Source organism: Actinosynnema pretiosum (assembly GCF_024171695.1).
Lineage (GTDB): Bacteria > Actinomycetota > Actinomycetes > Mycobacteriales > Pseudonocardiaceae > Actinosynnema > Actinosynnema pretiosum.
Genome location: NZ_JAMTCF010000003.1, coordinates 1 through 13415 on the forward strand (window position 1 = coordinate 1; position 13415 = coordinate 13415).

Genomic DNA, 13415 nt, shown 5'->3' on the forward strand with positions numbered 1-13415 from the left:
AACCAACCCCATGCAGGGAAGGTTCATATCCGGTATTAGACCTAGTTTCCCAGGCTTATCCCAGAGTACAGGGCAGGTTACCCACGTGTTACTCACCCGTTCGCCGCTCGTGTACCCCGAAGGGCCTTACCGCTCGACTTGCATGTGTTAAGCACGCCGCCAGCGTTCGTCCTGAGCCAGGATCAAACTCTCCAATAATGAATGAGTTGATCGCTCGGACAACACTGACAAAATGTCAGTTGTCCAGTAACAATCTCAAAGGAATCCTCTTGACGAGGATCATAATTTACTGGCTATTCGGCACGCTGTTGAGTTCTCAAAGAACACGCGCACATCATCACGTTCCGCAAGCGCGGCCCGATCCGAGGCTAGTGCTTATCTAACGTTTGTGGTGAAACTGACGCCCATGGCCGCAGCACCTCAAGAAGAGGCCGGGCTGGGTCTTCCGTTTCGCAGGTCACCCACTCTACCACACTATCTGGGAGCTTGGTTCGTGACCCTCGCCGCACTCCGTTCCGGTTTTCCCGGCCCGTTCCGTGCTGACATGGAGAACATTACACAGGTGCCCCGCAGAAGTAAAATCGGGGGGTCGGGAGGCCTAAAACCGCAGCTAGCGGAGGATCACCCGGTCCGCGCGGGCCTTCGTCCCGTCCACCGCGAACCACCCGCGCTCGAAGTCCTGCCACCGGCGGAGGTGGATCCGGCAGTCCTCGCCGTCCCGCGCGACCGCGCGCTCCAGCCGTTCGGACTCCGACGGGACCTCCACCCACACCGCGAGGTCCAACCGGTCCGCGATCGCCCTGCGCGCGGAGGACACGCCCTCCAGCACCAGGACCTCCGGCGGGTCGAAGGTGATCCACTCCCCCGGCTTCGGCTCGCCGCCGACCCACTCGACGCGCTGGTAGTGGGCGGGCTCGTCGCGCCAGAGCGGTTCGAGCACGCCCTCCACCAACCTCGGCCACCACGCCACCGGGTCGTCCCAGGTGGCGAAGTGGTCCGTCGGCACCACGACCCCGCCGAGCGAGCGGGCGTAGGTGGTCTTGCCCGAGCCCGACGGCCCGTCGACCGCGATCAGGAGCACCGGGCGACCGCGCTCAGAGGCTCCGGCGCCCGGACAGGGCGCGCCCCAGCGTCAGCTCGTCCGCGAACTCCAGGTCACCGCCCATCGGCAGGCCGGAGGCCAGCCGCGTCACGGACAGACCGGGGAAGTCGCGCAGCATCCGCACCAGGTAGGTGGCGGTCGCCTCGCCCTCGGTGTTCGGGTCCGTCGCGATGATGATCTCGCTGACGTCGGTCCCGATCCTGGTGAGCAGCTGCCTGATCCGCAGCTGGTCCGGCCCGATCCCGGACAGCGGGTCGAGCGCGCCGCCCAGCACGTGGTAGCGGCCCTTGAACTCGCGGGTCCGCTCGACCGCGAGGACGTCCTTCGGCTCCTCCACCACGCAGATCAGCGTGAGGTCGCGCCTCGGGTCGCGGCAGATGCGGCAGGTCGTCTCGGCCGAGACGTTGCCGCACACCTCGCAGAAGACCACGCCCTCCTTCACCTTCTGGAGGGCGTCCTGAAGCCTGCCGATGTCCGCGGGCTCCGCGGCCAGCAGGTGGAAGGCGATGCGCTGCGCGCTCTTGGGACCCACGCCCGGCAGTCGGCCGAGCTCGTCGATCAGGTCCTGGACCGGGCCCTCGTACATCAGCCGAACAGCTTGCCGAGGCCGCCGAGGCCGTCGAGCCCGCCCATGCCGCTGGCCAGGGGGCCCATCTTCTGCGCGGCCAGCTCCTGGGCCGCGCGGTTGGCGTCGCGCACGGCGGCGACGACCAGGTCGGACAGGGTCTCCACGTCCTCGGGGTCGACCGCCCTGGGGTCGATCGCGAGGCTCTTGAGCTCGCCGCCGCCGGTGACGACGGCGCGGACCAGGCCGCCACCGGCGGTGCCGGTGACCTCGGCCTCGGTGAGCTCCTGCTGCGCGGTGGCGAGCTGCTGCTGCATCATCTGCGCCTGCTGGAGGATCTGCTGCATGTTGGGCTGACCGGGTTGCACCGCGGTTCCTCTCGTCGGTTGCGCCTGACGTCCAGCGTAGTCGGGGATCAGCTCTTCAAGGGGCGCGCGCCGAGCTCGTCGGCGAGCAGCTTCAGCACGACCGCCTCGGGGTCGAGGCGCTCCTCCCCCGGCTCACCGGGCCTGGCCGCCTCGGCGAACATCTCCTCCTCGTCCACCGGCTCCGGTGGGAGGGGGTCGTCGGGCTCGTCCGGCTCGGGCGGCAGCGGGATGTCGTCGCCCGAGCGGCCGGTCGACCGGTTGGCCTGCGCCTGCATGGCCTTCTCCAGCATCTGCCTGCCGTGGCCGGGGGCGGGCGCGCTCTCGGCCTGGCTGGGCCGGGACGGCGCGGGCTTGGCCTGGCGGGCCTGCGCCTGGGGGCGCTGCGGCGCGGCGGCGTTGCCCTGGACGCACTGGATCTGCCAGCTCCCGCCGAGGACCTGGGCGAACGCCTTGGCGATCACCTCGGCGTTGCGCGGCTCGGCGAGCCTGCGGGCCAGCGGGCCGGAGGTGTGGGCGAGGGTGACCGACGTGCCGTCGACCTCGGTGACGGTGGCGTTGGTCAGCATGGCCTCGGTGCTGCGGCTGGCGCCCTTGACCACGCCGAGCAGCTCGGGCCAGCGCCTGCGGATCTCGGCCGCGTCGACGGCGCCGGAGGCAGGGGCCCGGCCGGGCGCGGCGGGTTCGGCGGGGGCCGCGGGCTGCGGCGGGGCCTGGGAGGGCCGCTGGAACCGGGACTGCGGCGGGGCGGCCTGCGCGGCGGGCGGTTGCCGGGGCGCGGGCTCGACCGGCGGCGCCACGGCGGCGGGCGCGACAGCGGCGGGCGCGGCGGCCACCGCGGGCGCGACCGCGACGGGCGCGGGGGTCTGGACCGGTTCGGGCTCGGCCTGGCGCTGCGAGGGGCGCTGGAACTTGGACTCGACGGCGGGACCGCCGCCTGCACCGCCGTTGCCGCCGCCGCCGGCCGCGACGCCGTGCTTCTCCAGCCGCTCGACGCGCTGGAGCACCGCCGACTCGGCGTCCGACACCGAGGGCAGCAGCATCCGCGCGCAGAGCAGTTCGAGGAGCAGCCGGGGCGCGGTGGCCCCGCGCATGTCGGTGAGGCCCTGGTGCAGCACCTCGGCGTACCGGGTGAGCGTGGCGGGCCCGATGTTCTGGGCCTGCGGGATCATCTTGGCCAGCACGTCCTCGGGCGCGGACACCAGCCCGCGCTCGCCCGCGTCGGGCACCGCGCACAGCAGCACCAGGTCGCGCAGCCGGTCGAGCAGGTCGGTGGCGAAGCGGCGCGGGTCGTGGCCCGCGTCGACGAGCCGGTCCACGGTGCCGAACACGGCGGAGCCGTCGCCCGCGGCGAGCCCCTCGACCACGTCGTCGATCAGCGCGACGTCGGTGACGCCGAGCAGCGCGATGGCCCGGTCGTAGCGCACGCCCTCGGGGCCCGCGCCGGACAGCAGCTGGTCCATGACGGACTGGGTGTCGCGGGCGGAGCCGCCGCCCGCGCGGATGACCAGCGGGAAGACCGAGGGCTCGACCACGACGCCCTCGGCGGCGCAGTTGCGCTCCAGCAGCGCGCGCATCGAGACCGGGGGGATGAGCCGGAACGGGTAGTGGTGGGTGCGCGAGCGGATCGTCGGCAGCACCTTGTCCGGCTCGGTGGTGGCGAAGATGAAGATCAGGTGCTCCGGGGGCTCCTCCACGATCTTCAGCAGGGCGTTGAAGCCCTGCGTGGTGACCATGTGGGCCTCGTCGATGATGAACACCCGGTACTTGGCCTCGGCGGGCGCGTAGAACGCCTTCTCGCGCAGCTCGCGGGTGTCGTCGACGCCACCGTGCGAGGCGGCGTCCAGCTCGACCACGTCGACGCTGCCCGGCCCGTTGGGGGCGAGGCCGACGCAGGAGTTGCACTCGCCGCACGGGTCGGGGGTGGGGCCCTTCGCGCAGTTCAGCGACCTGGCCAGGATGCGCGCGCTGGAGGTCTTGCCGCAGCCGCGCGGGCCGGAGAAGAGGTAGGCGTGGTTCACCCGCCCGGCGCCCAGCGCGATGCGCAGGGGATCGGTCACGTGCTCCTGGCCGATGACCTCGGCGAAGGTAGCCGGTCGGTACTTGCGGTAGAGGGCGAGCGCCACGGGCCTGACCATACCCAAAGACCCCGGCACGAATTCGTGCCGGGGCCGAGGGTTCCCGCTGAGATCAGGGGACCCCGTGCACCCACCAGAGCCCACTTATCCTTGCTGCCTTCCGGCCCTGGGGAGGTTCGTGAGGTGTGTGTCGCACGGGGTCCGCCGTCAGTGTAGCCCCACTGGCGCGGGGCCTGTCGATCAGCCCACCTTGAGGATCTCCTGGAACTGCGGCACGGCCTTGTCCAGCGCGTACGCGACGCCCAGGGTGGAGCCGCTGGAGAAGGCGCTGACCAGCGTCTTGTCCTCCATGACCAGCATCCGGCCGTCCTTGGCGGAGGGGATGCCCGACAGCACCGGGTGCTGCTTGATGGGGGTGGTGTCGGCGCCGATCGGGAAGATGACGGTGAAGTCGGCGTCGAACAGGCTGAGCTGCTCGGCGGAGACGTCGACGAAGAAGGTGCCGGTGGCGAGGGACTCGACCTCGGCCTTGGGCGTGAAGCCGATGGCCTTGAGGAAGTCGACCCTGGCGTCGCCGCTGACGTACGCGCCGAACTTGCCGTCGAAGTAGGAGCCGACGACGGCGGTCTTGCCGTCGAACTTCTTGTTCGCGGTGAACTTGGCGTTCAGGTCCTCGGTGATCTTCTTGGCCTCGGCGTCCTTGCCCAGCGCCTTGCCGACCATCTCGATCTGCTGCTCCCAGGTGGTGCCGTAGGTCACCACGTCCTTGGGCGCGCCGATGGTGGGCGCGATCTGGGAGAGCTTGTCGTGCTTGGCCTGGTCGTTGTCCGACCGGGTGTTGAGGATGAGGTCCGGCTGGAGCGCCGCGACGGCCTCGTAGTCGAGCTCCATCGTGCCGAGGATCTGGGGCGTCTCGGTGAACAGGCTCTCGGCCCAGGGGCCGACGCCCTTGCCGCCGAAGGCCATCCAGTCGCTGACGCCGACGGGCTGCACGCCCAGCGCCAGGGCGGCCTCGGCGTCGGACCAGCCGAGCGCGACGACGCGCTTCGGGGTGCCCTCGACCTGGACGGGGCCGAACCTGGTGTCGACCGTGACGACACCGGCCGCGTCGCCGGAAGCCGACGACGGGGTGTCCTCGCCACCGCTGGTCGAACCGCCGCAGGCGGTGGCGAACAGGGCGAGCAGGACGACGAGCGGGCGGAGCCGCACGGACCTCACCTCCAAGATTTAGGTGAGGCTAAGCAAACAACTTTCACCCGTAAGGCGCAAGCTCAGCCCCGCCGCCGGAACGAGTGGCCTTTTTCTCAGGCCACCTCCCCGCCTGCCGACTCGCCGTCCGACAGGGGAACACCCCCACCGAGGCGAGACGAGGCACGTGGATGGCAGTCAAGGGAAGGGCGCTCGCCGGAGCTCCGGTCGGGGTCAAGATCCTCTCCGGGGTCGCGGTGGCCGTGCTGGGCATGGTCGTGATCACCGGCGTCGCGGTGGGGCAGATGACCTCGCTGCGCGACGGTCAGGAGCAGCTCAACAGCGAGGCCGTGGTGCCGCTGGCCAAGTTCGACGAGGTCAGGCGCGCGTACCTCCAGACGCGGGTGGACGCGCTGGCCGACGAGTGGGTCGCCACGACCAACGGCCCCGAGCACGAGGCGTTCAACAAGGACATCAAGGCGATGGACGCCGCGCTCGCCGACCTGGCCAAGAGCGCCGTCACCGACGTGCAGCGCTCGTCCACGGCCGAGCTCCAGTCCGCCTGGTCCGAGTACATCAAGGTGGTCGCCGGCGAGGAGTTCCTCCAGCTGGCCCGCACCGGCGACCGCGCCGGGTACGTGGCCGCGCGCGACTCGCAGGTCAAGCCGCAGGCCGTGCGCATCCAGAACGCGCTCGACGCGCTGGTGCAGGACATGACCACGTCGACCGCCGCCCAGCTCCAGCGGGCGAGCGACAACTACAGCACCGGCATCTGGGTGCTGGTCGGCACGCTGCTGGCCGCCATCGCGGTGGCCGTCGGCCTCGCCGTCGCGGCGACCCGCGCCGTGACCGGTCCGCTGCGCAGGCTGAGCGAGGTGTGCGACGCGCTGGCGCAGGGCGACCTGACCAAGCGCACCGGCCTGTCCGGGACGGACGAGGTCAGCCGGGTCGGCGCCGCGCTGGACGGCGCGACCGAGAAGACCGCGGAGGCCATCTCGGTGCTGTCCGACAGCGCCCGCTCGGTGGTCGCGGCCACCGGCAAGCTCACCGACACGGCGGGCCGGATCTCCGGCTCGTCGGCGGACACCGCGAGCCGCGCCGACGCGGCGACCGAGGCCGCCGAGCACGTGTCCGACGGCGTGCAGGCCATCGCCACCGGTGCGGAGGAGATGTCCGCGTCCATCCAGGAGATCGCCCGCAACGCCAGCCACGCCGCCCAGCTGGGCAGCCACGCCCGCAGCCTGACCGAGCAGACCGGCGCGACCATGGCGCAGCTCGGCGGGTCGTCGGCGGAGATCGGCAACGTCATCAAGGTGATCACCTCGATCGCCGAGCAGACCAACCTGCTGGCGCTGAACGCGACCATCGAGGCCGCGCGCGCCGGTGACGCGGGCAAGGGCTTCGCCGTCGTCGCGAACGAGGTCAAGGACCTGGCGCAGGAGACCGCGCGGGCCACCGAGGAGATCAGCAACCGGGTGGAGGCCATCCAGGCCGACAGCTCGAACGCGGTGACCGCGATCGCGACGATCGCCGACGTGATCAACGAGCTGGACGGCGTGCAGGCCACCATCGCCGCGGCCGTCGAGGAGCAGGCGGCCACGACCGCCGAGATGAGCCGCAGCGTCGCCGACGCGTCGGGCCGCACCACCGAGATCACCGGCAACATCACCGGCGTCGCGGGCTCGGCCGCCGCGACCTCGGACGGGGCGCGCACGACCACCGAGACCATCGGCGAGCTGGTCGCCGTGGCGGGCAACCTGGAGTCCGTGGTGGGCCGCTTCCGCTACTGACGGGCGGGGGCGCCGAGCGCCTTCCGCAGCACCGCTCCCGGCGCCGGGGGCGTCACCTCTTCAGGTGGCGCCCCCGGCGCCTTTTTGGCTCAGCAGGGCCCTTTTACTGCCGTTTTACGAAACATGAAGCGCACACGTGTGACCCCGCTCAACCTGGGGCTCGGTCACCGGTTGCTGGCGTTGAGCATCGGCACGGTCATCGCCACCGCCGGTGTTCTCGTGGTGGTCGGTGCCTGGCAGAGCGACAAGTTCAGCACCGCAGCGGCCGGCAACGTAGCCGAGCTGATCCAGACCGACACCGACCACGTCACCTCCGGGGTGAGCACTCTGACCCGCACCGCGGGCGAGGCCATCCAGGAGAGCGTCAACAGCAGCATGAACGTCGCGAACGCCGAACTGGCGCAGCGCGGCGGTCTGCGCCTCGACGGCTCCTCCACCACCTCGTGGAAGGCCGTCAACCAGCTCACGCAGGAGGCCACCGACGTCACCCTGCCCAGGGCCGAGGTCTCCGGGACCTGGCTGGGCCAGAACCGCGACCAGTCGGCGCCGACGCCGCTGGTCGACGACATCCGCTCCATGGTCAGCGCGACCGTCACCGTCTTCCAGAAGATGGACGACAAGGGCGACCTGCTGCGCGTGGCCACCAACGTGCCGAACAAGGCGGGCGAGCGCGCCATCGGCACCTACATCCCCGCCACCGCCCAGGACGGGACGCCGAACGCGGTCGCCAAGGCGATCAACTCGGGCACCTCGTACCGGGGCGTGGCCAAGGTCGTCGACACCTGGTACATCGCGGCCTACGACCCGATCAAGAACGCGAACGGCGACGTCATCGGCGCGCTGTACGTGGGCATCCCGCAGGACAAGGCGATCGCCCAGCTGTCCCAGGCCATCTCGGACACCACCGTCGGCGCCAACGGCCGGGTGACCGTCTACAGCACCTCGGCCGCCGACAAGGGCCGGATCATCGCCTCCACCGGCGGCAAGGACGTCGGCACGACGAACCCGGACGCGACCGACGCGAACGGCGTCAAGTACGTGGACGAGATCGTCTCCAAGGCGACCTCGCTGGGCGCGGGCCAGGTCTTCAACGCGATCTACCAGCTGCCCGGCCTGGACGGCGAGCCCGCAGCGGCCTCGCCGACCAACGTCGTCTACTACGGCCCGTACCAGTGGGCCATCGCGGTCTCCTCGTACGGCCCGGACTCGGCGGGCGCCATCGAGGAGGTCGAGCAGGGCCGCAGCGCGATGCTGTGGGCCTTCGTGGTCGCGGCCGTGCTGATCGCCGCCGCCGCCGCGCTGGTGGCGCTGATCTGGGCGCGCCGCATGACGGCCCGCCTGCGCGGCCTGACCAGCGCGCTGACCGCGCTGTCCGAGCGCGACCTGACCGTCCAGGCGAAGGTCGGCGGGAACGACGAGATCGGCGAGATGGGCACCGCGCTCAACACCGCCGTCGGCGAGCTGCGCGAGCTGATGTCCGGCATCTCCGAGGCGTCCCTGCGGGTCGAGGAGACCTCGCGGAACGTGTCGTCGACCGGCGCGAAGCTGTCCGACTCGGCGTCGAGCGCGGCGGAGCAGACCAGCAACGCCGCCGAGGCCGCCGCCGAGGTGACCAGGAACGTGCAGACCGTGGCGCACAGCTCGACCGAGATGGGCTCCGCGATCGCCGAGATCTCCCGCAACACCCAGGCCGCCGCCGCGACCGCGCACGACAGCGTCGAGCGCACCCGCCAGGCGTCGGACGTCATCGCCGAGCTGAGCGCGGCGAGCGCCGAGATCACCGACGTGGTGCGGACGATCAGCAGCATCGCCGAGCAGACCAACCTGCTCGCGCTGAACGCCACCATCGAGGCGGCGCGGGCCGGTGACGCGGGCAAGGGCTTCGCCGTCGTCGCCGGTGAGGTCAAGGACCTGGCGCAGGAGACCGCGCGGGCCACCGAGGACGTGTCGCGCCGGGTCGAGGCGATCAACTCGGGCACGACCAGGGCGATCGAGTCGATCGCGGCGATCACCACGGCGATCGACAGCGTGAACGAGTCGCAGTCGGCGATCGCGGCGGCGGTGGAGGAGCAGTCCGCCACCACCGACGAGGTCAACCGCAGCATCAGCCTGGCCTCGGACCACAGCTCGCAGATCGCGGTGCGGCTGAACCAGGTGAGCTCGACCGTCGAGAGCACCAGGGACGCCGTGCGGATGTCGGCGGACGCGGCCGAGGAGCTGAGCGGCACCGCCCGCCAGCTGACCGACCTGGTGGGGCGCTTCACTCTCTGATCCGGGTCGTGGACGACCGAGGGCGCCGGGGGACTCCCCCGGCGCCCTCGGTGCTTCTCGTCCGGCGCTTCTCGTCGCCTCGGCGGGAACCGGCTGGCGGCGGGCGGGGCGGAGAGGACCGACAGGCTGGTTGACCAGCCGTTTTGGTCGGTGACTCCCTCCTCCGGTAGGCTCATCGACGGAGGATTCGCATAGTGGCCTAGTGCGCACGACTGGAAATCGTGTTGGGTTAACCCCCTCACGGGTTCAAATCCCGTATCCTCCGCAGATCAGAGGCCCGGCACCCACGTGGTGCCGGGCCTCTGGCGTTGTCGAGGCGTTGTGCGGGCAGCAGGCTGACCTGCGGTTACCGGACCTCGGCCAGCGCCGGGTCCCAGCCGCGCGCCACCGAGTCCGCGCACCGGTCCGGCTCGTCGCCGGTGCGGGTGAACAGGGCCTCCAGCAGCACCGGGCAGTGCGCGAGGACCTCGCGGGGCAGCGGGCCGTTCGCCACCAGCGACACCACGCCGTGCCCCACCGCCCAGCTCCGGGTCGCCAGGTCCAGCGGCGCGGTGTCCGCGTGGAACCTGCCCGCGTCACGACCGCGCAGGGCCGCCTGGACCATGTGCTCCAGGGTCGCGTCGGCGGCGCCCAGGTCCTCCAGGTCGAAGTTCGCGTCGAACATGACCCGGTACAGGTCGGGGTGCTCCAGCGCGTTGCCGAGGTACGCGACGACGAGCGCGGTCAGGTCGGTGACCGGGTCGGTGGTCACCGGGACCTCGGCGAACCGGCACGCGAGCCGCGTGAAGCCCTCCTGGCGCAGCGCCATCCACATCCCGTCCATGTTCCCGAAGTGGGTGTAGACGGCCATCGTAGACACCCCGGTGCCCGCGACGAGCGAGCGGAGCGTGATCGGCTCGCGGACGCGCAGCATGTGCGCGGCGCGCTCCACGAGGAGGGTGCGGACCGCCGGGTCCTTCTGCCTCGCCATGAGCACCAAGATACATAGCATAGCTTTGTTATGTAGTGTGGGGTGCGCCTGCCCCGGACGGGGGCGGACCCGCACGACGAGGAGTCGAGAAGCATGGCGATCACGCTGGTGAACCCGGACGGGCTGCCGCAGGTCGAGGTCTACCGGCAGGTGTCGATCGGCACGGGGTCGAAGCTGGTGTTCGTCGCCGGGCAGGTGGCGCGCGACGGCGACGGCAACCGGATCGGCGAGGGCGACCTGGCCGCGCAGGCCGAGCAGGCCTACCTGAACGTCGGCACGGCGCTCGCCGCCGCCGGGGCGTCGCTGGACGACCTCGCCAAGGTGACGGTCTACGTCGTCGACTGGACCCTGGACAAGATGCCCGTGCTGCTGGAGGGGATCAACCGGGCGTTCGCGCGGCTGGGCGGCGGCTCGCTCGCGCCCGTGACGCTGATCGGCGTCGCCGCGCTGGCCGAGCCGGACCTGCTGATCGAGGTCGAGGCCACCGCCGTGGTCGGGTGAGGACCCCGCGCACGGCCGAGGGCCCGGCGGCGACGTGCCACCGGGCCCTCGGTCGTCACCCCGTCAGGGGCGGTGGAACAGGTCCGCGAGGTCTTCCAGCCCGAACACGATGTGGTCGAGCAGCCTGCTGCCGGTGCTCGGCCTGATCTTCACGACCTGCGGGTCGTGGTCGCTGGCCTGGTCGGCGAACTCGGCGTTGATCCGCACCACGTCGTACCGGTACCGCTTGACGTTGGAGCTGAGCAGGATGTGGTCGAGGGTCTGCGAGTTGCCCTCGTACACGTAGCTGTACCGCTCGTTCGCGGGCAGCGTCGACATCAGGTCGACCACCTCGCCACCCTCGGTGAGCTTCCTGACCACCGGCGAGAACTGGTAGTCGTTCAGGTCGCCCGCGAGCACCACGTTCGCGCCCGCGTCGACCGCCTTCACCCGGTCCACGAAGCCCTTGAGCAGGGTCGCCTGCTTGAGGCGCTGCTCCTCGGACGAGCGGACCGGCTCCTGGTAGCGGCCGTGCATGGCCTGGTCGCCGCCCTTGGAGTTGAAGTGGTTGGCGACCACGAACACCGTGCGGCCCAGGAAGGAGAACTCGCCGACCAGCGGCTTGCGGCTGGCGTCCCACGCCTCGTTCGCGGGTTCGATCCGGCCGGGCGACACCGACAGCGCGGCACGGCCCCGGCTCCTCACGACCGAGACCGCCGTGGTGGCGTCGCCGCCCGCGCGGTCCACGAAGGACACCCGGCCGGGGTTGAACAGGAACCCGACGCGGATGTTGCCGCCGGGGGCGCCGCCGTCGGCGTTGTCCACCGGGTCGATCTGCCGCCACTGGTAGCGCGGGCCGCCCTTGGCGACGATCGCGTCGGTGAACCGCTGGTAGGTCGCGCCCGCGGTGACCGTGCCGTCGTTGGTCGTGCCGTTGTCGTCCTGGATCTCCTCCAGCACGACCACGTCCGGGCTGCGCAGGTTCGCCACGACCGCGGCGGCGAGCCGGTCGAACTTGGCCTGGTCGTTGGTGGCGGCCAGGTTCTCCACGTTGTACGTCGCCACCGACAGCTCGTGCCTGCCGGTCGCGTCGGACACCTCGGGCTGGACGCCGCCCGGCGCGTGCTCGCCCACCGACTTGGTCGCCAGGGTGTAGCCGCCGAAGTTGGTGTACTCCAGGTTGCCGACGGTGGAGCCGCGCCAGACGTCGCCGACGTTGCTCACCGGCGGGGTCGCGCTGCCCGCCTTGACCTTGAGGCGGCCGGGGTTGGGCTGGTCGTAGCCGAGGTAGATGGTGCCGCCGCGCGCGGTCGGGTTGTCCTGGGGCCGGGTGGTGATCCAGGACTCGCCGAAGTTGTTGGTGGGGCCGGTGACGCGGGCGTCGACGACCTCGACCAGCATCCCCTCGCGGGACTCGAAGTAGTCCAGGGCGTGCTTGTCCGGCTCCAGCGGGAGCTGCTCGATGCTGCCGCCCGAGGCGGTCGGCAGGTAGCCGGCCGGGGGCGCGAGCTTCTCCGGCGCGGGCAGCGGGTTGCCGCTGGAGAGCACCGACGTGGTCGGCGCGGTGATCTCGGTGAGCGTCTGGTTGGAGTTGCTCGCCTCGGTCCCGCCGGGGCGGTACTCGGCGATGGTGCCGCTGACCAGGACGGAGTCGCCGGGCTTGACGGTCGGGGCCGCGTCGCCGGTGTAGACGAAGACGCCCTCGCTGGTGCGGGGGTCGCCGTCGGGCTGGGTGTCCTGGATCCAGTAGCCCCGGTCGCCGGTGGCGCGGGTCGCGGTGACCAGGCCGGGGACGCCGGTGACCTTCTGGCCCAGCAGCGGCGAGATCCGGGTCGTGCCCTGGATGTCGCGGATGCGCTTGTCACCGGGCTGCGGGTCCGGGTCCGGATCGGGGTCCGGGTCCGGGTTCTGGCCCGCGCCCTCGCCCTTGGAGTTGACCGGGGTGGGCGCGCCGGTGGTGAAGTCCGCCGCGTTGTCGTCGCTGTCGACCAGCTGCGGGCGGGCGGCGGAGGTGGTGCTGGCGAGGGTGGCCGTGGGGGCGCCCTCGCGGACGACCGCGGTCGTGCCGTAGCCGACGAGGTCCTTGACCCTGGCGTCGGCGGCGCAGTCGGCGGCGGTCTTGCAGGTGAGCGCCTGGGCGCCGGAGACCAGCGCGACCGTGCCCGTGCCCGCCGCCATCGCGATCGTGCCGGTGGCGTCGGGGGTGGGCAGCGCCGTGGTGCCGCCGGTGCCCTTGGCCTGGGCGACGAGGTAGCGGGCGTTCGGCGCGATCGAGCCGGTGAGCGGGGTGACCTGCCACTGGCTGGCGGCGCTGGCGGAGGCCGGGAGGTACTGCACGCTCCAGCCGTCGACGGCGACCGGCGCGGAGGCGCGGTTGGCCAGCTCGACGAAGTCCTGGGTCAGCACCGCGCCGGAGTTCCCGCCGCCGCCGTAGACCTCGGCGATGAGCGCGTCCTGGCTGGGAGCCGCGGTGGCGGGTGTCGCGGACGCGATCGACACGACCGTGGCGGCTGCGGCGGCTAAACCGGCGCGGAGCGGGGTTGATCTCAACGGGTCCTCCGTATTTGGCGGGTCCGCAGATCCTCCCCGCAACGGGTGAACGTGGG

At 71.5% G+C, this 13415-nt stretch carries 10 protein-coding genes, 1 tRNA gene, 1 rRNA gene and 1 other RNA gene; 4 read left to right on the forward strand and 9 right to left on the reverse strand.

Annotated features, from left to right (window positions below):
* From LV78_RS06330 to LV78_RS06360, 7 genes are all read right to left on the reverse strand, one after another.
* Positions 1 to 198 (reverse strand): 16S ribosomal RNA (locus LV78_RS06330); the annotation flags it as partial.
* A 412-nt stretch (positions 199 to 610) separates the two neighbouring features.
* Positions 611 to 1081: a uridine kinase family protein gene (locus LV78_RS06335; protein ID WP_253843796.1), complete on the reverse strand. Its 471-nt coding sequence runs from the start codon at positions 1079 to 1081 to the stop codon at positions 611 to 613.
* Between the two features lie 13 nt (positions 1082 to 1094).
* Complete coding sequence (gene recR, locus LV78_RS06340; protein WP_012782837.1) at positions 1095 to 1688, reverse strand: recombination mediator RecR; 594 nt, start codon at positions 1686 to 1688, stop codon at positions 1095 to 1097.
* Positions 1688 to 2035, reverse strand: a complete 348-nt coding sequence (locus LV78_RS06345) for a YbaB/EbfC family nucleoid-associated protein (protein ID WP_012782836.1) — start codon at positions 2033 to 2035, stop codon at positions 1688 to 1690. Before LV78_RS06345 ends, recR begins: the two co-directional genes overlap by 1 nt.
* 47 nt (positions 2036 to 2082) lie before the next feature.
* Positions 2083 to 4158: a DNA polymerase III subunit gamma and tau gene (locus tag LV78_RS06350; RefSeq protein ID WP_253844298.1), complete on the reverse strand. Its 2076-nt coding sequence runs from the start codon at positions 4156 to 4158 to the stop codon at positions 2083 to 2085.
* A gap of 63 nt (positions 4159 to 4221) precedes the next feature.
* Positions 4222 to 4316: signal recognition particle sRNA small type (ffs, locus tag LV78_RS06355), an RNA gene on the reverse strand.
* Positions 4317 to 4350: 34 nt separating this feature from the next.
* The gene (locus LV78_RS06360) at positions 4351 to 5319 is read right to left on the reverse strand and encodes an iron-siderophore ABC transporter substrate-binding protein (RefSeq protein ID WP_253843797.1); all 969 of its coding nucleotides are present in this window, start codon (positions 5317 to 5319) and stop codon (positions 4351 to 4353) included.
* A 170-nt stretch (positions 5320 to 5489) separates the two neighbouring features.
* Here LV78_RS06360 and LV78_RS06365 point away from each other — a divergent pair, with 170 nt between their 5' ends.
* The 3 genes from LV78_RS06365 to LV78_RS06375 all read left to right on the forward strand — a co-directional run bounded on the left by LV78_RS06365 (position 5490) and on the right by LV78_RS06375 (position 9624).
* Positions 5490 to 7088 carry a methyl-accepting chemotaxis protein gene (locus tag LV78_RS06365; protein ID WP_253843798.1) on the forward strand — a complete coding sequence of 533 codons (1599 nt, stop codon included), beginning with the start codon at positions 5490 to 5492 and terminating at the stop codon, positions 7086 to 7088.
* A gap of 123 nt (positions 7089 to 7211) precedes the next feature.
* Entirely contained in the window at positions 7212 to 9359 is a 2148-nt protein-coding gene (locus tag LV78_RS06370) for a methyl-accepting chemotaxis protein (protein WP_253843799.1), read from the forward strand.
* Positions 9360 to 9539: 180 nt separating this feature from the next.
* A tRNA-Ser gene (locus tag LV78_RS06375) sits at positions 9540 to 9624 on the forward strand.
* 81 nt (positions 9625 to 9705) lie between these two features.
* Here LV78_RS06375 and LV78_RS06380 read toward each other — a convergent pair.
* Entirely contained in the window at positions 9706 to 10329 is a 624-nt protein-coding gene (locus LV78_RS06380) for a TetR/AcrR family transcriptional regulator (RefSeq protein WP_253843800.1), read from the reverse strand.
* A 93-nt stretch (positions 10330 to 10422) separates the two neighbouring features.
* Here LV78_RS06380 and LV78_RS06385 point away from each other — a divergent pair, with 93 nt between their 5' ends.
* A complete protein-coding gene (locus LV78_RS06385; protein ID WP_253843801.1) occupies positions 10423 to 10830 on the forward strand; it encodes a RidA family protein in 408 nt (135 codons plus the stop codon).
* A 63-nt stretch (positions 10831 to 10893) separates the two neighbouring features.
* Here LV78_RS06385 and LV78_RS06390 read toward each other — a convergent pair whose 3' ends face one another.
* Positions 10894 to 13359 carry a DUF8508 domain-containing protein gene (locus LV78_RS06390; RefSeq protein WP_253843802.1) on the reverse strand — a complete coding sequence of 822 codons (2466 nt, stop codon included), beginning with the start codon at positions 13357 to 13359 and terminating at the stop codon, positions 10894 to 10896.
* Positions 13360 to 13415: the final 56 nt, after the last annotated feature.